The sequence below is a fragment of the Paenibacillus sp. VTT E-133291 genome, assembly GCF_002264395.1.
Classification (GTDB): domain Bacteria; phylum Bacillota; class Bacilli; order Paenibacillales; family Paenibacillaceae; genus Paenibacillus_AQ; species Paenibacillus_AQ nitricinens.
On the sequence record NZ_NFVA01000003.1, the window covers coordinates 1 to 20,175 of the forward strand.

Genomic DNA, 20,175 nt, shown 5'->3' on the forward strand with positions numbered 1-20,175 from the left:
CAACAATCCCTTAACCTCAGTCCATTTATGCCCATTTATGCCCATTTACGATATTGTCGTACTTAAAGATAATATGGACCTTGTGGATTTTTCTTTCATCCATGAAGAATTACAGAATAACTATTGCCTTGATAATGGTCGTAATGCCGCGCCTCCGATTCGTATGTTTAAATATTTATTGCTCAGGTCGATCTTTGATCTATCCGATGTGGATGTCGTAGAACGTTCCAAGTATGACATGTCCTTGAAATACTTTTTAGATATAGCGCCGGAAGATGAAGTCATTAATCCTAGTTCGCTTACGAAGTTTCGCAAACTTCGTTTGTGAAACTGCTCGACATGCTAATTCAAAAAAATCGTTCATTTGGTATGACCTCCAGTTATTAAATCAATTGATGGTAAGTATTTATTAATTTATAATCAAGTTGGATGATGAGGGCTGTGCCCAATCCTTCTTTCTCGGCCTCTCCCCTACACTGAAGATTGGTTTTATTCGAATTACGAGGTGAATTTTATGAACGGCAAGAAAGTTATAATTATTCTTCTGTCCATCTCTTTACTGGTTGTGTTTACTTACTTCGGAATAGCTTATGGATTACTATGGTTTATCTTTAATGGTTGATCACTAAAATTATTCGGTTTGCAAAATATGGTATAATTTTGTCGTTTCCACAGTTTGTACATTCGTTATATTTCCGCATATGATTTATTGATTCAAGGGCATTCATGATCTATTCGCCCTCCTTGGGTGCTGGGGTATCTGGGTAAAGGATGTCAAGCGTCTGTAAGGATCATAATCATCATTGCTACACTGCTATGCTGGAATTTTTCGAACCTTTTCTCGATTGCCTCTTTCAGTCGTTGTTCCCGTCCCTCTGCTGCTATTGCCACTCCGTAATTGTTCATTGCAAGCATTCTCCATTCGTCAGGAGACTGCCTCAACTGTTCATAGGTCATGGGTGTTTTTTGAGTTTTTCCTAACTCATTCATCTCTTATATCCTCCTTGTGTAGATAGAGAGGGTTAACTCTCTAACCCTCTTTTACGGCTTGAGCTTGTTCGGTCGATTCGGGGGCCTGTGGCAAATATTCAACCCTAAATCCTCTGATTTTCTCTATCTTCCATGGAACGCTATCGACTTCCATCCGTCCATTTATGAAATATTTATCAATTTCGAAACACTTTTAAGTTTGCTCTTGTATCCTCTCACCCCTTAATAGATTGGTATTGTGGTGTATATTCGTACTGCGCAGTAAATACTTTAATTAGATCCTTTTTTTTGAAATTTGTTATAATAAAATAAAAACATTTTAATGAGGTGTTATCTTGCAATATTATTTTTTAATACCGTTGGCATTTGTTTGGGCAATTCCCTTGGTTTTACTGTTAAAAGGTGGAACCAAAGACAAAGTTCCAGATAAAACTGCTAGCATAGAGAAAAAACTTGACAGAATAATAGAATTGCTTGAAAAAGATAAGGGTGTATAATCACTTTTATCTTTTTTTATGTCACCGTATGGGTCTACTGGGCATAGAGTTATCGCAATACTTACATTCAGAGTGCATCGTGTATCTCTCCTTATGGGCTATACCCAATTAATGGCTTAGGCTTATTTTGAAAATGGGTTACTGCCCAGTACATTGGCTAGGCATCAGCATAGGATGACGTATAACCAATTGGGAGGTAATATGTTGAACTATCCAATGAATCAAATGAACTCAATGCATCAAATGCACCAAATGCCACAATCCATCGTGGTATACCCTGTTGATCCATATGTTGTAGAAACCTTAAAATCCGTTATTGGAAAACAAGTCGTGTTAGAAACTACTCGTGGTGGAATCAGCGGATGCGTAGTTGATGTCAAACCAGACCATGTTGTGTTAGATGCTAGAGGTAGAAAGTTCTTTGTCCGGATATGTGAGATTGTTTGGATCATGCCTGAGTAATTTACGATTATGAGGAGCTGTGAAAACAGCTCTTTTTTGCATGTCTTGTTGCCTTGCAGTTATTTGTTCTTTCTTCCCGATCCATTCCACCTTTATAACGTTGTGATATAAATTTTCTAATCTTCAGATCGGCCATTTTCTTGAAAAGATCCCTATGCAGCATAGCCATTAAGAGCATCAAACCAGAAGTATTCACCATGCCGTTCCCGAAACACATCAATCCTATATTGAAGTATTTTCAACCACGAGGCCAAACGTGATGGGTTGTTGTTCCAGGCTCTGATAAGCATTGCTGGCAGATACCATCCGTTTCTTTTATCAATTCTTTTACTATGTTTGGCGAAAACTCTGCTCGTGGCATTTTGTGGGCACTTAATAAATGCAATGAAAAAAAATGCTAAATTGCCCACAAAAAAAACCCTCAACGCCAAAGGCGTCAAGGGTTTTAAAGTCCTAGTAAAGAGTCATGTATTGTGCTCTTTCCCACTCGTGAACTTGTGTGCGATAGATATCCCATTCGATTTCTTTTAGCTCGTAGAAGTGAGCCAAAGCATGTTCGCCGAGAGCTTCGGTAATCACATGACTGCGGATCATTTCGCTAAGTGCTTCTTTCAAATCGGATGGCAAGCTTGGAATACCTTCTTCGATACGCTCTTCTTCAGACATCACATAGATGTTACGGTCAATCGGAGCTGGAAGATCAAGCTTACGTTTAATTCCGTCTAGACCTGCTTTCAACATAACAGCAAGTGCAAGGTATGGGTTAGCTGCTGGGTCCGGGTTACGAACTTCAACACGTGTGCTAAGACCTCTAGAAGCCGGGATACGAATCATTGGGCTACGGTTACTTGCAGACCATGCTACGTAGCAAGGGGCTTCATAACCAGGAACAAGGCGTTTGTATGAGTTCACTGTTGGGTTCGTAATTGCTGCAAAAGCACGAGCGTGCTTCAAAATACCAGCCATGTAGTAACGTGCAGTTTTGCTCAGACCCAGCTTGTCGCTTTCGTCGTAGAACATGTTTTCTTTACCTTTAAACAAGGATTGGTGAGCGTGCATACCCGATCCGTTGATACCGAACAATGGTTTAGGCATAAAAGTTGCATGCAGGCCGTGTTGACGGGCTACCGTCTTCACGACGAGCTTGAAGGTTTGAATTTGGTCAGCAGCAGTAATCGCGTCAGCATATTTAAAGTCAATCTCATGCTGGCCGGAAGCTACTTCATGGTGGGAAGCTTCGATTTCAAAGCCCATTTCTTCAAGGGTCAAGACGATTTCACGACGACAATTTTCCCCTAAATCTGTTGGCGCTAAATCGAAATAACCACCTTGGTCATTCAATTCCGTTGTAGGATTGCCTCTTTCGTCTGTCTTGAATAGGAAGAATTCAGGTTCTGGTCCAACATTCATAGCTGTGAAACCCATTTCTTCCGCTTCCTTCAGACAACGTTTGAGGATACCACGCGGGTCTCCGGCAAAAGGTGTACCATCTGGCATGTAGACGTCACAAATCAGACGAGCTACACGACTATCTGTCACCCAAGGGAAGATTACCCATGTATCTAGGTCAGGGAAGAGATACATATCAGATTCTTCAATCCGTACGTAACCTTCGATGGAAGAACCATCAAACATCATTTTGTTATCAAGTGCTTTTTCCAGTTGGCTAACTGGAATCTCTACATTCTTGATAGTACCTAATAGATCCGTAAATTGCAGACGAATAAAACGAACATTCTCTTCCTTGGCAATGCGTATAATATCCTCTTTAGAAAAGCTCATGTGATCCTCTCCCTTTCGAACTTCTATATATTATTATTTATTAAAAAACCGGGATAACTCACCTTGAATCAGAGACACTTGTCCCGGTCTTTTACCGGAAACTAGTTCTTGCTTCAGCATTCGGTGAAGCTGGGAATCGGATAGCTCTCTACGTCTAACCTCTGTGTCAGGGGTAATAACAGTAGCTTCCTCGGATTCCTTAGAGACAGGATTCATTACTTGCTTAATGCCAGCAATATTAACACCCTTCTCAATCAGAGCTTTAATTTCTAATAGGCGCTCAACATCATTAAATGAGAACAAACGCTGATTCCCCGACGTACGTGCTGGTACGATCAGACTGTGCTGCTCATAATAACGAATTTGTCTCGCGGACAAATCTGTCAGCTTCATTACAATTCCAATAGGAAATAGTGCCATATTTCTGCGGATTTCATCACCCATGACTCATCCAACCTTCCAATGATCTTTTTCTGATTTCATTGTACATTTCCTAATACAGCGTGTCAATGGTATGTGAGATATTCTTACAGCAATTTTCTTTCACGCATAGTTTGAAGTGCCATCAAAACGCCATATTTAACATGTGAATAGGTTAATCCACCTTGCATATAGCCAATATAAGGAGCTCGTATAGGCGCATCTGCAGATAACTCCAAGCTTCCACCTTGTATAAACGTACCTGCAGCCATAATAACAGGATGTTCATAACCTGGCATATCCCAAGGCTCTGGTACCACATGGCTGTCCACAGCCGCAGCGCGTTGTATGCCCTGAACAAAGGCAATTAAGTGTTCTGGTCCATCAAAGGAAACCGCCTGAATCAAATCTGTACGAGGCTCATTCCACGCTGGCTTTGTCTCAAAACCGCAACGCTGAAATACGGATGCAGCAAAAACACTCCCTTTTAAAGCTTGTCCGACAGTGTGAGGAGCCATAAACAACCCTTGGTAAAGCCCACGAGTTGTTCCTAACATAGCGCCTACTTCACCACCTATGCCAGGAGCAGTTAATCGATAAGCTGCCAGTTCCACGAGATCCTGTCGGCCACAGATATAACCGCCCGTCTCAGCAATGCCTCCACCTGGATTCTTAATTAAGGAGCCAGCCACTAGATCTGCACCAACTTGAGGTGGCTCAAGCTCCTCAGTAAACTCACCATAACAATTGTCTACGAAGACAATCACTTCCGGTTTTAATACCTTTACCTTCGAAGTCATTTCACCAATTTCAGCTACCGTGAAAGAAGCACGCCAATCATATCCTCGAGATCTTTGGATACCAATCACTTTAGTATTTTCGTTAATAGCGAGAGCTACCTCATCCCAATCGATTTTACCATCTGCTGTAAGAGCGACCTCTCGATAAGTAATTCCGAAATCTGCAAGAGAACCTGTCCCATCCCCTAGGTGACCAATCACCTTATGTAAGGTATCGTACGGACGTCCTGTGATGTATAGCAGCTCATCTCCTGGACGCAGTACTCCAAACAGGGCTGTTGATATGGTATGTGTTCCTGAAGCGAAATGCGGGCGCACCAGAGCAGATTCCGCACCAAAAACGTCAGCATAGACAAGATCCAACACTTCACGGCCACGGTCATTATACGCATACCCCGTTGAACCGGCAAAGTGAAAATCACTGACTTGATGACGCTGGAATGCTTCTATAACCTTCCACTGATTCTTATCTACAATACGATCAAGGGCTTTGACAGCGCCTTCTATTTCAACTTCTGCGGCCTCTGCCGCGCTCAAAATATCCTCTGCAAAAACTACCATTCGTTCTTATTCGCTCCTTACATTTACTTGCCATCATAATGACAGAAAGCGGCAGTAAACTGACGCTTTCTAGATTAGCTATTATTTTATACCTATAAACGAAGCATTTCACTTTAGGAATGACTGACAAGATTACTGCTGGTCTACAAAATCAGCAAGCATGTAACCCCATTTTTCATAATCCTCTTTATTGAGACGAACGTTATAGAGCACATCGTTCTCATCATAAGTTGTTTCCAAAACCTCTCCCACCCTGTAGAGCAAGGAAGAAATATCTCCTCGGTCTCCGGGAATGCGGAAATTGAGTGTGTCGCCAGCCAGTTCATCGGCGATCATTTCGGTAATTCGAGTTAAATCTTCAGGATTAAATGCACTGATCTTCAAGTACCCTGTACCTGTAGGCAACATTTCCAGTTGCTCAGGCTGACATAGATCAATTTTATTAAAAAGTACGATTTGCGGAGTACCAGATGCACCTAGATCCTGCAAGATGGATTGGACAATCTCCATCTGCTCCTCACGCATTGGCGAAGAGGCATCCACCACATGTAGCACCAGATTGGCCTCATTCACTTCCTCCAGCGTTGCACGGAAAGATGCGACAAGATCATGCGGAAGATTCTGAATGAAGCCTACAGTATCCGTAAGCACAACTTCTTTACCACCTGCTAGCTCAAGTACACGAGAAGTAGGATCCAGTGTGGCAAACAACTGGTTTTCAATATAGACATCCGCATCGGTTAGTTGCTTAAGCAGCGTTGATTTCCCTGCATTCGTATACCCAACAAGTGCGACTTGCACCGCTCCTGCCTTGCGGCGACGCTCCCGATGCAGCTCACGAGTCTTAACAACCTCATCCAGCTGGCGTTTCAGCTCTGTAATCCGATCACGAATATGTCGGCGATCGGTTTCCAGTTTACTTTCACCCGGCCCCCTGGTACCAATTCCTCCACCTAGTCTGGATAAGTTCTTCCCCTGGCCGGAAAGCCGAGGTAACAGATAGGACAATTGTGCCAGCTCTACCTGAATAATTCCTTCTCGCGTCTTCGCACGCCCCGCAAAAATATCCAGAATAAGCTGCGTCCGGTCAATAATCTTAAGATCCAGAGCCTCCTCAAGGTTCCGTACTTGGGCTCCGGACAATTCTTGATCAAAGATAGCTGTATTAGCGCCGAGAGCATCTGCAGCCATCCGTAGCTCTTCTACTTTACCTTTACCAATAAACCATCTAGAATCAGGCGTTTCCTTGTTTTGACGCAGCACATCCAGAACTTCAACTCCAGCCGTTTCAGCTAATTGTACTAATTCCTGTAGTGAAAGTTCCGGATCAATTCCGGTTCTTTTAATTTTATCTGTGACGAGACTTACCAATATCGCCCGATCTTGTACATCTGTTTCCGTATCATGCGTAGTTATTGCCATGTATGTCATGCTCCTTATGACGGTGATAGTATCCTGTAGTTCATAATTTGAAATCCTCAGTTCGAAGCGTCATTAATTCCTGCTTGCCAGGGCTGGTACTTTCATACTGGTTTAACAGTCTTACAGCCTGACCCCGAACAGCTTTCTCAATGGCGTTGCGAACATACCGCGCATTACTGAAAGCATGAAGACTCTCCGTCTTCTCTACTAACAAATGCTGCTTTAATTTGAGTATCGCCTGTGGCATCAAAATATAGTCGCGATCTTTAGCCATCAGTTCAGCAATTTGCAGCAGTTGATCGATCGTATAATCAGGAAATTCGACCTGTATCGGAAACCGTGAAGGCAATCCGGGATTGCTCATCAAAAAATACTCCATCTCTCCAGAGTACCCTGCTAAGATAAGTATAAATTGACTGCGATGATCCTCCATGGCCTTGACGAGCGTATCAATCGCTTCTTTTCCAAAATCCTTTTCTCCACCGCGAGCAAGGCTATAAGCCTCATCGATAAACAAAATACCGCCCAAAGCCTTTTTTACCAGGTCGCGAGTCTTCTGTGCAGTATGACCGATGTATTCTCCTACAAGGTCGGCTCTTTCCACCTCAATGAGATGTCCTTTGGTCAGTACACCCATACGCTGGAACAGCTTAGCTACGATTCTAGCCACGGTTGTCTTGCCAGTTCCGGGATTCCCTTTAAAAACCATGTGATAAGCTTGCCCGCCGCTTGCAAGGCCTGCCTCAGTTCGCATTTGAGCAATCTGTAACAAGGCGTAGATTTCAAAGACTAGCTCTTTGATATTGTCCAGACCCACTAAACCTTCCAATTCTTGCGTTAACTCTTGGAACAGGCTAGTGTGGCCGTGATTTTTGGGAGGTACCGGCCGACTCTCTCCAGAAGGGTTAGTTATAGCCGGAGGCTCTTGACTCCGCAATACAATATTGATTTGTCGGGACGGTCTTTCTTCCTCCCGTCCACTGGCCGCTGCTACGCGTCCGCTCATCGGTATCACCTCATTATCCAGGGCTGACTTCTCTAATCAAGTCTATTCCAGTAAATGAAGTGTTATTAGAAGATTCGGGATTTTTTGGACAAATCACAGGAATAGCTGCTGAAGCTTCCATTTCGTATAGGCTAGAACCTCACGTGTTTTATGTCTTGTCATCGATAGAACGGTGGATTCTGTAAGTCCCAGCTCAGAATTCACAAATCCAAGCTCGTCAGCAATTTCATGAGCCCGCCACCCATGATAAGTATGCGTAATGATTATTGCCGAAGACAAACCCTCACGTCCCATAATCTCTTTACTAAACAAAAGATTCTCGTAAGTGCTGGTAGCTTCATTTTCTACGTAAATGGCGCTATCTGGCACGCCTTTAGCAACCAAATAATTACGCATTCCTTGTGCTTCGGTGTATTGTAAATCAGGTTTATCTAAACCACCAGATACAATAAGATGCGGGAACATTCCTTCTTGATAAAGCTTCAGCCCGTAATCCAGCCGTTCCTTCAGACCAGGGCTAGGCTCATCCCCCCACATCGACATGCCAAGAATGATCCCAACATCCGCCTTTTGCATAGGATTTGTCGTGGCAGCTTTGTTTATATTGTTTAACGCATAAGCACACCACAACAATCCAGCAATTACAATAAACGCTAAAGCAACAAACAACGTTCGTTTAGTCCAGAATTTTCGTTTTTTGGAAACAATCCGAATCGGGGAAGAACCTCTTCCGTAGACGTACCATTCCATTTCTTTATTTCCTCCTGAATTCTCCATGATGAAATAATTCGGCACGATGCTTCAAAGATAGTGAGAAATAAGGGAAAGCATGAGCATCGATGCCGCGTAAAATAGTATTGGCTGTCTCCCAGGCGAGTTTATAATCACTTTCGGAAATATCTTCCCTCTCCAGCGCTTCCTCTAATTCATCCTCATCAAGCAAGAACACCTCGCCGTTCCAAAGCACAACCACATCCAGATACAAATCATCAAACCATGGAACGCCTTGGTCTGTGACACCTTGAACCTTACAGGTGTCTATGTACCATTGAATGATATTTTGCCGTTCGTCGAACATAGCCGTCACAATATAGTGACTGTCTTTGGGGAAATATTGCAGCCAGGAATAACCTTTATCCGCAATACGATATGTATGCCGTCCATAGCTCTTCCACAGTGGTTCTTTCAGCCCGTAGATGGTATAAAGCGTAATATATCCGCTGAATTCCCGGCTCTCCACATAGCGGCAGGCAAAATGGCGACGCGTAATCCGGCGCCAGTTGGCCCGGTCTCCGAATTTACGTTTCATAGAAATTACCCTCTCCAGTATGGTTTCTTCAGCTTACCACATTTAGAGGATACACTCAAAACATCCCGCAAAATACAGCAAATTTTTATCACTGATCATAATAGAACATATGGAGTTATAAAAAAGAAGCTGTCCCATAAGTAGCATTCACTACTTTTGAGACAGCCTCAGGAAAAGAAAAGCTAACTTCATAAATTCAAAGCGTCACTATTGAACAGAAGTATCGCCATTCACATTACTAGCCTCTTGATCAGGGCTTTGTGTTGCATTACCACTGTCATTCCCCGAACTTCCGCCTCCAGAAGGTACATCTGGCGGAGCGGTAGGTATCGGTGTTGCTGACGGTGGAGGCGTAGTGAACTCAGGCAAGGTTCCTGTTCCACCATTATTCCCGCTTCCATCGTTACCACCACCATTATTACCACCGTTGCCATTATCCCAGCCATTATCTCCACCATTCTCAGGGGTTGGTGTCGGAAGATTAGGATCAATGGTTGGCTCAGGTGTTGGCATCTCATCCTGCACAGCGACAGTTACCACATTCGATGGTTCACTTTCTACTTGGGTTGCAGGATCGTAGGAAGTAACATAATACTCGTAAACCAGACCAGGCATAGCACTAAAGTCTCCTGCACTAGTCGTGACCGTATTTAACAGTAAACCGAAATCAGCCTCGGATGTCTCCCTGCGATAAATACGATATTCTACACCTGCAACAGGAACTGCCTGCCAGCTTAGATTTACTGTCATCGTAGATGGATCATAAGCTGCAGTAAGTCCACTAACATTCTTAGCTGGCTCAGGTGTTTCTGTAGGTGCAGGAGGGATTTCATTGTCCGGCTGTGGGAAGGACTTCTTAGGAACATCCCTTAACGCTTCCTCCATCACCTTACCCCAGAATGCTGCGGCAAGCCCACTGCTATTCTTAAGCAGATGTTTCTTGCTTGGCTTGTCATAACCCATCCACACCGCAGCTGTCCATTCAGGTGTGTAGCCCACAAACCAAACATCACGGTTTGAGCTGATTCCAGAATATCCACTTTGAGTCGTACCGGTCTTACCAGCAACTGGACGATCAATCCTTGCTTTTCTGCCCGTACCACTCTCTACAACCTTTTGCATCATCTCGGTCATTTGAAAAGCCGTCTCCTGACTCATAACACGCTCAGGTGAAATATTTGCTTTGAAGACGGTCTCTCCACTACTATCAGTGATCGATTTAATGGAATACGATTCTCGAAGTTCACCGCCATTTGCAAAAGCGCTGTAGGCTTGTGCCATTTCCAGTGTATTCGTTCCTTTGCTCATGCCACCGAGAGCCAAAGAGAGGTTCTTGTCCTCATCTTCCAGTCCAATCCCCAATTTCTTAGCAAACTTAAATCCGGTATTCACTCCAATTTCATTAAGCAACCAGACCGAAGGAATATTCTCTGATTTCTGTATAGCATCACTCATACTGATGCTCTTGGAATACCCGTGAAGGTTAGTTGGACAGTAGTTAGAAAAACACTGCTTCTCGTTGCTTAACGTAGAATACATGTCGTACTTTCCAGTTTCCAGTGCTGGAGCATAAGCAACGATTGGTTTAAAGGCTGAACCTGGAGAACGTCGGCTGCCATTTACACGGCTGTAGCCTTTTTTCTCATAATTCCGTCCACCTAGAAGTGCGACAATGCCGCCATTCTCCTGATTCACGATGGTCATAGAACCTTGTACCAGCTCATCGTCTACACTCTTCTCGAAGTTATCACTGTCTGCAAAAGCATCCTCTACGGTTTCTTGAGCGTGCTTATCCATGGTAGTGTAAATCTTGTAACCACCAATATTCAGATCATCTTCGGATAGTCCAAACTTTTCTTCTGCTTCTTCCACTGCGAAGTCAATAAAAGCTTGATAACGCTGTTTCTTTTCAGGTGGCTTATAATTATAATCCACGGCTTGTGCTTCGTCTCTCTCTTGTTCCGTAATATACCCTTGTTCATTCATAAGCTGAAGTACTACTGCGCGTCGTTCCTTTGAAAGCTCTGGATTACGCAGAGGGTTATAACGCGACGGCCCCTTAGGCATCGCAGCCAATGTCGCAATTTCCCAAACCTTCAGATCATTCAGATTACTCTTACCAAAATATCTTTCCGATGCTGCTTTAATTCCGTAGATCGTACCCCCAAAGTTTATTCGGTTCAGGTACATCGTAATGATCTCTTCTTTAGATTTCTGGTTCTCCAATGCTACAGCAATGGACACCTCAGTGGCTTTACGGAAAAATGTTTTATCCCGTGTCAAAAAGATGTTTTTGGCCAACTGCTGAGTAATGGTACTACCACCTTCTACCATGCTGCGTGCAGCAATATCTTTTACCGCTGCCCGGCCGATTGACCATAAATCCACACCAGAATGCTCAAAGAAGCGTTTATCTTCCGTAGCCACAAAGGCATTGATCAATAACGGTGGAATCTTCTCATACTCTACAGGATCACTTTTCTCAAGTGATAATTCACCGATTAAATTAGCATTGCGGTCATATACTTTTGTCGTTTCATTAACAGTTAGCTTATCTTGGTTCTCTAGGAGTAGTTTTTGCCCATTCAGCATAATGAACAGATAACCGCCAAGCGCACAGAAAATGGCCAAAGCTGTAGCAAAGAACAAGCTCCACAGCACACGCTTTTTAGTCAAAAACTTCTTTTTCTTCTTACTTTTCGGTTTTGGTTTTGAATTGGAACTGGACGATCCTCTATTTCTATTGTTGTTCGTCCTTGATGTATCATCTCTAGACATGATGCCTCCTGACTCCCTTCCTTGAATAAATCATGTATGGACTTCTCTGAATGAAAAGAACAACCTTCTCAGGTTGCTCTCTCACACTCTATTCAAACGATTTATTAACAAGAAAGGTTTCACTTCAATTTTGTTAATGTTATTCTTCGTTACTATTGTCCTGCATAAGCGACACACTGCGCTGTGGTGTAAAGGTGGAAATCGCGTGCTTATACACCATTTGCTGGCGTCCATCACTGTCAATAACGATTGTAAAATTGTCGAATGCTTTAATAATTCCCCGGATTTGAAAGCCGTTGGTCAAATATACTGTAGCAGGGATATTTTCTTTGCGTAGTTGGTTCAAGAATGTATCTTGGATGTTAATGGACTTGTTCATATGACGTACCCCCAATGGTTCAATTATATTGTTCAGAAGTATATTCAAGACCTGAGAGAAACTTTCCTGCTATTATAGCACGTATTTTCGAGAAATTCTCAGAAAAGTTTTGCTCACCTTCGACATCGATCCACTCGATTTCCTTCATGTGGCGAAACCATGACAACTGTCTTTTGGCGAATCGGCGAGTATCGCGTTTAAGCAGTATCACAGCCTCCTCAAGCGTCAGTTCCCCTGCGAGGTAAGCGGCAATTTCCTTGTAGCCCAATCCCTGCATGGACACAAGGCTTCTGCTGTAGCCGTTTTCCAGCAGTCCCTTCACCTCAGCAACAAGACCATCCGCAAGCATGCTATCAATTCGGTCCTCAATACGTTTATATAGTATTTTCCGGTCCATTGTCAAACCGATAAGGCATAAGTCATAGGGCGACTCCTTCTTTTGAGCTGCATGAGAAGCGGAAAGTGTGGTATTTGTCTGGTGATGAATTTCCAGTGCCCGTATAATTCTTCGACGGTCATTCGGATGCAATTTCGCTGCACTGACCGGATCAACGGCTTCAAGTCTGGCATGCAGTGCAAGCGCTCCATGTTCTTCTGCAAATTGATCCTGTTCTTTCCGGAAAGCTTCGTCAGCCACAGCTTCAGAGAATTGAAAACCGTAACACAAGGACTCAATATAGAGACCCGTTCCACCAACAATAAATGGAAGTTTCCCACGACTGCTTATCTCCTCGATAAGTCTGCTCCCTTGTTCCTGAAATTCAGCAGCAGAATATGGGTCCTGTGGATCATGAATGTCGATTAGGTGGTGAGGAATTCCCATCATCTCAGCTGGAGTAATCTTAGCTGTACCAATATCCATACCACGATAAACCTGCATCGAATCGCCAGAAATAATCTCTGCGTTATATGCAGCAGCAAGCTCCAAACTTAACCTGGTTTTACCAACAGCTGTTGGTCCTAGTAAGACTAGAACCTTATGTCTCTCTTTAGTTGTCAATGTGTATCACCCCGTACGATGTTTTGGAGTTGCTCCGGAGCAGCTCTGTAAAGCCCAGCCTCTCGAATTCGCCGCTCAGAGCCTTTTCTTTCAAAAGAACAGTTTTACGAGCAACTCTCACTGCCTCAGCTACACTCTCTGGTGATAACGCTGCACGATTAGCAAACTGCCGCAACGGGGAAATCGAAGCTGAACCAGTCAGTGGCACGCGGAACATCGGATCGAAGTACACAATATCTATACTTCGATCCGGTTGCGCACGTAAGTAGTCTAAATGTTCACTATGCACGACATTAATTCTACGCAAGGCCTCATTTACCCTTACTTGTCCAGAGGTATAGTGCCGCATCCCTTCATAGAGCAGCGCGTACAGCGGCAATGAGCTCTCCAGAGCGGTTATCACCGAGGACTCCCCCCCATGCACAGCAAACAGCAAGGAATCAGCGCCTAGACCCGCTGTACAATCTAGTACGCTATCTCCGGGAAGCATTCGAGCAGCGACAAGCATCGGTTCTATATCACCCTTCAGAATCCGTTTCGCACGAACGAAACCCATGCTTGGGTGAAACTCCATTGGCTCCATCCCTAAACGGTGTAAACGAACGGCTTCTTGAGAAATAATTAGTATATCCTCATCTCCGTAATGTTCCACCATCTTGGGTATGGAGAATTTCTCGCGTGGAGCGTATTTACAGCCCGTTCTCTCTGCGAGATGCTGAGCTCGCTCTACAATTTCCATTATCGGGCTATAACCCGTAGTTATAATCATGTTGCCTCCAGTCATACTTACAACAAATTTCTAATCGTACAATTACATCACCCGTTTGAACAATTTCTCTAAATCATAGGATGAAAAAGAAATCACAATCGGACGCCCATGTGGACAAGTATACGGTTGTCTGCATACTGCCAGACGAGACAACAACGCCTCGACTTCCTGTTCTGTTAGTTTCTGGTTGGCTTTGATGGAGGCTTTACACGAGCATAGAATAGACGATTTCTCTCGTAGCTTTGCTAGGTCAATCAATCGTTCACTCAAGACCCACTCCGCCATTTCTTCTACGATCGCTTTCTCCTCGCCTTCAGGAAACCAATACGGCAAAGATCGAATCAGAAAAGTCTGACCTCCAAAATGTTCTAGGTACACTCCAGCCTGTTGAAACCAATGTAGACGTTCACTAAGCTGACGACTTTCCGAAGGCGTGAACTCAAGCGTAATTGGCAAAAGCAGATCCTGAGAAGCGTCTTCAGGACGACCGAACTTCTCGTAAAAAAACTCGTAATTTATGCGTTCGTGAGCCGCATGTTGATCAATGAGATACAGCCCGCCGTCATTCTGAGCGATAATATAAGTCCCATGATGCTGTCCGATATAATTTAGTTCCGGGAAGGCAGGAAGCCCAGCTTCTTCCTCGGCTGGCGGTGCCCATATCGCTTGAGCAGAAAGAATCTGCTTGGGCGAGCTTAAATTCTCTTGCGGGCGATAGCTATTAGCATAATTGTTGCTTACATTATTTTGACGTCCTTGCGAAGAGGAAGACGGGTATCCTGACCCATAGTATGGAGCCGTTTCACGGGTCATCGGAGTATCAATCTGCCCCTCTTTTCTGAACTCACTGGCGCTCTGCTCAACATTTGATGGTTGTTGTCTACTAAAGGAACTACCAGATCCATGAGGAACTGAATCCTTGCCTACCTCCGACGGTGGGGGTACCGGAACTGACCCTTTAGAAAAAGCAAACTGCTCCTGTATAAATGAACTGCTGCCCTTTGGCCCAATGGTTTCTTTACCTGGACGCGGGATCAAACTTTGCCCTAACAACACTTTACGAATTTCTTGTTCAACAAACGTGTATAGCTCATTCTCCTTACTAAACCGAACCTCCAGCTTAGCTGGATGAACATTGACATCCACAAGTGTAGGATGCATGTCCAGTTCGAGCACCAGCAGTGGATAGCGGTTAATCGGAAGCAAAGTATGATAAGCACGCATGATCGCTGCGTTCAGACCATTGCTGCGAATATATCGTCCTCCCACAATGGTAGTGACAGCGTTTCGATTTGAGCGTGTCCATTCCGGACGACTTATATAACCAGAAATACGATAATCCAAATCCTCTGCCGTAATCGGCAGCATAGCCTTGGCTGCGGAGGTTCCGTACACCGCTGCGATCACTTGCAGCAGATCACCATTACCAAGCGTGTGCAGCAGCTGATTGCCATTATGATGCAAGGTAAAAGAGATTCCCGGATGGGCAAGCGCCATTCGATACATGGCATCCGATATATGACCAAGCTCTGTCTGGATACTCTTCATATATTTCAGCCGTGCCGGTGTGTTAAAAAATAATTCACGCACCGCTAGATCGCTCCCGCGGCCCGAAGGGGAATCCTCATTCCGAATTAAATTACCACCCTCAATATCAATCAGGCGTCCTTTGCCGTCATCGGCAGTAGCCGTTAGAAGAGAGACTTTGGATACCGCAGCAATACTGGGGAGTGCCTCACCACGGAACCCTAAGCTAGTGATCTGGAATAGATCACGCCCATTAGCGATTTTACTTGTGGCATGACGATAAAAGGCGGTCTCACAATCCTCAGGCTCGATCCCCGAGCCGTTATCTTTTACTCGGATGCTCTGTAAACCGCCCTCCTCCACCGAAACCTCAATCCTTGTGCTTCCTGCGTCAATAGCATTCTCAACTAGCTCCTTCACAACAGAAGCTGGTCGCTCTACAACTTCACCTGCAGCAATCTGGTTGGCAATATGCTCGTCCAATATATGAATTTTGGCCAATTTCATTCACCTCTTATTTAGGCAATCAATAATTAAAGATCCTTTGCTTTCATCTTCAGGTCGTTCAGCAGACTCATAGCTTGAAGCGGAGTCATATTCATAAGGTCTGCGTTACGCACAGAAGTGATGAATTCTTTTATCGCAGGATCCTCTTGTACTTCAGTTACTACAGCCGACTGATTCGCATTACCTTTCCGATTCTTACGCGGTTCTTCCTCGCCAAAGATAGACAGTTGAACTACTTCATCTGCTACTGATGAATAGGAGTCCGCAGGAATGCCCGAAGTTTCTGCGATGACATTTTCGGGTTGTTGGATAGATGTAGTCGCGATCTCTTTTGCAGCGGCCTGACTTTCTAGTCCACCCCCATAATGAATAGAGGAACCACCTGGATGAGCCGCCTGCTCGATACTCTGAAGCAGACCGTAAGCACGATCAATGATCCCTTCAGGAAGCCCTGCTAGGCGTGCACAATAAATCCCATAGCTACTGTCTGCCGCTCCCGGAACAAGCTTACGCAGGAAGTTTACTTTATCCCCGCTCTCCTGTACGGCCATAGAGTAATTCTTAAGCCCCTTAAGACTTTCTTCCAAGTGGGCCAATTCATGAAAGTGCGTCGAAACTAAAGCTTTACAAGAAATGGTATCATGCACATACTCAATTACCGCTTGTGCGATCGCCATGCCCTCACTGGTCGAGGTTCCTCTTCCAAGCTCATCAATAATAATCAAACTCCTGGCTGTTGCTTTTTCTGTCATGACCTGAATGTCGGCCATTTCTACCATAAACGTACTCTGACCTCCGATCAAATCATCAGCTGCCCCAATACGTGTAAAGATTCGATCAATAAGCGGAACTTCCGCACTGGCGGCCGGAACAAAACAGCCAATTTGAGCCATAATACAAATAAGTGCAACCTGCCGCATATAAGTACTTTTCCCAGCCATATTAGGACCGGTGATCAAAAGAATATTTCCTTCTTCCTTACTTAGCGTGCTTCCGTTTGCTATAAATGCCGAATCCTTTAACACAGCCTCCACGACAGGATGACGACCACCTTCAAGCCGGAGACCGTACCCATCCGATAGGACAGGTTTTACGAAGCGATGCTCGGCACTGACGGCTGCCAGACATTGATACACATCAATCTCAGCTACCTTTTCCGCAAGATTCTGCAGTCGCGGAATTTGGCCGCTGATTCGATCACGCAGTTCAGTAAACAGGCTGTACTCCAAATCCGTCATTTTATCTTGCGCTTCAAGAATCAGAGCCTCTTTCTCTTTAAGCTCAGGTGTAACAAATCGCTCTGCATTTGCAAGCGTCTGTTTACGTTCATAACGCCCTTCCGGCAACGAAGCCAGATTGGATTTGGTGATCTCTATGAAATAACCGAAGATTTTGTTATAGCCGATCTTCAGTGATTTGATACCTGTGGCTTGCCGTTCTTTCGCTTCCAGTTCGGCGATCCAACGTTTACCATTACTGCTAGCTTCCCGCAGCTCGTCCAACCGGGCATGATAACCAGAACGGATAATCCCTCCGTCTCGCACGGACACCGGCGCATCTTCAACAATTGCTCGATCTATATCCTCCCGTATCTCGGCACATTCATCCATGCTAGCACCGATCTCGCGTAAGGTTGCAGATCCCGAAGTCATACATAATTCCTTCAAAGCAGGGATTTGTGCCAGCGATAGCTTTAAGGCATTCATGTCACGACCATTCGCGCTACCAAAGGCAATACGACCTACCAGCCGCTCTAAGTCATAAATTTTCTTCAACGCTAAACGCAGGTCCTCTCGAACAATAAACTGATTGTACAAATAATCAACTGCTTCTAGGCGGCGTTCGATCGGAGCGCGCTGCAACAGCGGTTTATCTATTCTGCGACGTAACAATCGCGCACCCATGGATGTTTCAGTACGGTCTAGCAGCCACAGAAGAGATCCTTTTTTAGAACGTTCTCGGACCGTCTCTGTCAGCTCCAGATTCCGGCGTGTGAAGGGATCAAGAATCATATAATTACCTGGTTCATAAGGAGAAATTTGACTAAGTTGTCCCATTGAACGCCGTTGCGTCTCGTTTAGATAGGAGATTAGCAGCGCTAGACATTGTCCACGTTCTTTCTCCAGACGAACCCATGCGGCTTCACCGAATTGTCTACGTGCCAGCTCCTCCTCACGTTTCTCCCAAGGTGTGTACACAACAGGTTTCGCCAACAGAGGCGTTTCACTACGTAAAAGCTCTAATAACGTCGGGTCCCCGATGATCTCAGCCGGTTCATAAATGCCAATCTCATCGCGCAGCCACTCTGCACCAGATAAAACTGAAGTAACATACAATTCACCTGTAGTTAAATCACATGCAGCTAATGCCATCATCCCATCACTTTCGGTTACACAAACAAGATAATTGTTGCTTTTGTCGGCAATGATTTTTCCATCCATAACCGTTCCAGGTGTCACGACACGTACGATATCCCGCTTCACCATTCCCTTTGTGACAGAAGCATCCTCTAACTGTTCACAAATAGCGACTTTATATCCTTTTTCAATCAGGCGTTGAATATAACCCTCGGCGGCGTGATAAGGTACTCCACACATCGGAATCTTCTCTGCGCCCCCGCCTTCGCGACCTGTCAACGTAATTTCAAGCTCCTTGGAAGCCAAAATGGCATCTTCAAAGAACATTTCATAGAAATCGCCCAGTCTAAAAAATAGGAAGGCATCCTTTGCCCCTTCCTTCACTTTTAAATATTGCTCAATCATCGGCGTATATTGTGCCATGGTCAACCTCCAAGCCTATTTATTGCTGTCCTCCATTATAACAGAAAGTAGGCCAAGCAAAAACGCCTTCGGCGTCCCTTAAAGGACGTTAAGCGTTTGTGCGAGAAATATAAGGATTATGTATAGGGTGAAACTTATACTATCTTAAATTTGTACAAAATCACCCTGCAACCGCATAAAAGTTCATTTTTCTCGATCCTCAGACAAAAAAACACAAAATCCGACACTATTACTGAAGCTCAAAGGGTAGTACCTTTTGTTTATCTTTCAAGCATCCATTATTCATTAGACAGAGGTGTATTCTTCTGCATTTTAATATTGTAGAATCTTAACACAGAGCGTTAAATCATAAGAAAATCAAAGGAGAATATCAAATGATACGAAGACTTACGGAGGATGACCGGGAACTTCTAATGGCGTTGCTACAAAAAGAGCCTGCTCTTAATTTGTTCATCCTTGGAGATGTAGAGAATTTCGGGTTTGAACAGGATTTCATGGCATTGTGGGGAGAGATAGATCCATCTGATGGCCTTATAAAAGCCGTTCTATTACGTTTCTATAGAAGCTATCTTCCTTATGCAGATGGGCCGTTTGATGTGGAAGGATTCGCAACAATCATGCGACAAGATAACGATATCCATATGATTTCCGGTGTAACCGAAGTGGTAAAAGCCTTTGACGGAGTAATTAACTTTAAACAAGAAAAGCAATTGTACTTTGCTGAATTAAAGGAAATGAACTCCAAAATTAAACGGTACTCTTCTTCCGTTGAAGACATTAATAGAGCAACCATTCAGGATGTGGAGGCGATTTGTTCGCTTACAGATACAATCGAAGAGTTTGAAAGCAGTCGGGATGGATCGAGGACAAGCCTACGTAAAACATTGTCTACTGGCACTGGCCGCACATATTACATGAAACGTGAAGATCAAGTGATTACAACGGCCTCAACATCAGCGGAAAATTCCATGTCAGCTATGATCGTAGGGGTTGCCACTCATCAAGCATTCAGAGAGCAAGGATTAGCTACAAGCGTAGTTGCACAGCTATGCACAGACTTACTCTCTGAAGGGAAAACTTTATGCCTCTTTTATGACAACCCTCATGCCGGGGTCATATACAAACGACTTGGATTCCAAGATATCGGTTCTTGGAGCATCGTGTACATGTAGACAAGCATAAACGC

The 20,175-nt window shown here is 44.3% G+C and carries 17 protein-coding genes and 1 pseudogene; 4 read left to right on the top strand and 14 right to left on the bottom strand.

Annotation, left to right across the window (positions count from 1 at the left end; all coding sequences use genetic code 11):
* Window positions 1-37 precede the first annotated feature (37 nt).
* Window positions 38-325 (top strand): annotated as a pseudogene (locus CA598_RS02075) (transposase); the annotation flags it as partial.
* Window positions 326-774: 449 nt separating this feature from the next.
* Here the strand turns inward: CA598_RS02075 and CA598_RS02080 are convergent.
* Window positions 775-990 carry a hypothetical protein gene (locus CA598_RS02080; RefSeq protein WP_094875163.1) on the bottom strand — a complete coding sequence of 72 codons (216 nt, stop codon included), beginning with the start codon at window positions 988-990 and terminating at the stop codon, window positions 775-777.
* Window positions 991-1,325: 335 nt separating this feature from the next.
* Between CA598_RS02080 and CA598_RS31940 the strand changes: the two genes are divergently transcribed.
* Together CA598_RS31940 and CA598_RS02085 are read left to right on the top strand one after the other, a co-directional pair.
* Window positions 1,326-1,487, top strand: a complete 162-nt coding sequence (locus CA598_RS31940) for a DUF4083 family protein (RefSeq protein ID WP_256990315.1) — start codon at window positions 1,326-1,328, stop codon at window positions 1,485-1,487.
* 201 nt (window positions 1,488-1,688) lie between these two features.
* Window positions 1,689-1,949: a DUF2642 domain-containing protein gene (locus tag CA598_RS02085; RefSeq protein ID WP_094868916.1), complete on the top strand. Its 261-nt coding sequence runs from the start codon at window positions 1,689-1,691 to the stop codon at window positions 1,947-1,949.
* A gap of 453 nt (window positions 1,950-2,402) precedes the next feature.
* Here CA598_RS02085 and glnA read toward each other — a convergent pair whose 3' ends face one another.
* The 13 genes from glnA to mutS all read right to left on the bottom strand — a co-directional run bounded on the left by glnA (window position 2,403) and on the right by mutS (window position 18,989).
* The gene (gene glnA / locus CA598_RS02095) at window positions 2,403-3,731 is read right to left on the bottom strand and encodes a type I glutamate--ammonia ligase (RefSeq protein ID WP_094875165.1); all 1,329 of its coding nucleotides are present in this window, start codon (window positions 3,729-3,731) and stop codon (window positions 2,403-2,405) included.
* Between the two features lie 33 nt (window positions 3,732-3,764).
* Complete coding sequence (locus CA598_RS02100) at window positions 3,765-4,175, bottom strand: MerR family transcriptional regulator (RefSeq protein ID WP_042128355.1); 411 nt, start codon at window positions 4,173-4,175, stop codon at window positions 3,765-3,767.
* A gap of 83 nt (window positions 4,176-4,258) precedes the next feature.
* Entirely contained in the window at window positions 4,259-5,512 is a 1,254-nt protein-coding gene (locus CA598_RS02105; protein ID WP_094875166.1) for a methionine gamma-lyase family protein, read from the bottom strand.
* A 132-nt stretch (window positions 5,513-5,644) separates the two neighbouring features.
* Window positions 5,645-6,934: a GTPase HflX gene (hflX, locus tag CA598_RS02110; RefSeq protein ID WP_094875167.1), complete on the bottom strand. Its 1,290-nt coding sequence runs from the start codon at window positions 6,932-6,934 to the stop codon at window positions 5,645-5,647.
* A 40-nt stretch (window positions 6,935-6,974) separates the two neighbouring features.
* Window positions 6,975-7,940 (bottom strand): AAA family ATPase, encoded by a 966-nt coding sequence (locus CA598_RS02115; protein ID WP_042188887.1) that lies wholly within the window; start codon window positions 7,938-7,940, stop codon window positions 6,975-6,977.
* Window positions 7,941-8,033: 93 nt separating this feature from the next.
* The gene (locus CA598_RS02120; RefSeq protein WP_094875168.1) at window positions 8,034-8,690 is read right to left on the bottom strand and encodes a YdcF family protein; all 657 of its coding nucleotides are present in this window, start codon (window positions 8,688-8,690) and stop codon (window positions 8,034-8,036) included.
* A gap of 4 nt (window positions 8,691-8,694) precedes the next feature.
* Window positions 8,695-9,249: a ribonuclease FAU-1 family protein gene (locus CA598_RS02125; protein ID WP_042128364.1), complete on the bottom strand. Its 555-nt coding sequence runs from the start codon at window positions 9,247-9,249 to the stop codon at window positions 8,695-8,697.
* Window positions 9,250-9,456: 207 nt separating this feature from the next.
* Window positions 9,457-12,027, bottom strand: a complete 2,571-nt coding sequence (locus CA598_RS02130) for a transglycosylase domain-containing protein (RefSeq protein WP_094875169.1) — start codon at window positions 12,025-12,027, stop codon at window positions 9,457-9,459.
* Window positions 12,028-12,166: 139 nt separating this feature from the next.
* The gene (gene hfq, locus CA598_RS02135) at window positions 12,167-12,406 is read right to left on the bottom strand and encodes an RNA chaperone Hfq (RefSeq protein ID WP_042128368.1); all 240 of its coding nucleotides are present in this window, start codon (window positions 12,404-12,406) and stop codon (window positions 12,167-12,169) included.
* A 19-nt stretch (window positions 12,407-12,425) separates the two neighbouring features.
* Window positions 12,426-13,406 (bottom strand): tRNA (adenosine(37)-N6)-dimethylallyltransferase MiaA, encoded by a 981-nt coding sequence (gene miaA / locus CA598_RS02140; protein WP_076283510.1) that lies wholly within the window; start codon window positions 13,404-13,406, stop codon window positions 12,426-12,428.
* Complete coding sequence (locus CA598_RS02145) at window positions 13,396-14,175, bottom strand: class I SAM-dependent methyltransferase (RefSeq protein ID WP_094868910.1); 780 nt, start codon at window positions 14,173-14,175, stop codon at window positions 13,396-13,398. The genes miaA and CA598_RS02145 overlap by 11 nt, the downstream gene beginning before the upstream one ends.
* 42 nt (window positions 14,176-14,217) lie before the next feature.
* Complete coding sequence (gene mutL / locus CA598_RS02150) at window positions 14,218-16,203, bottom strand: DNA mismatch repair endonuclease MutL (RefSeq protein WP_094875170.1); 1,986 nt, start codon at window positions 16,201-16,203, stop codon at window positions 14,218-14,220.
* 32 nt (window positions 16,204-16,235) lie between these two features.
* Window positions 16,236-18,989 carry a DNA mismatch repair protein MutS gene (gene mutS / locus CA598_RS02155; RefSeq protein ID WP_094875171.1) on the bottom strand — a complete coding sequence of 918 codons (2,754 nt, stop codon included), beginning with the start codon at window positions 18,987-18,989 and terminating at the stop codon, window positions 16,236-16,238.
* Window positions 18,990-19,363: 374 nt separating this feature from the next.
* Here mutS and CA598_RS02160 point away from each other — a divergent pair, with 374 nt between their 5' ends.
* Window positions 19,364-20,161: a GNAT family N-acetyltransferase gene (locus CA598_RS02160; protein WP_094868907.1), complete on the top strand. Its 798-nt coding sequence runs from the start codon at window positions 19,364-19,366 to the stop codon at window positions 20,159-20,161.
* The last annotated feature ends 14 nt before the right edge of the window (window positions 20,162-20,175 follow it).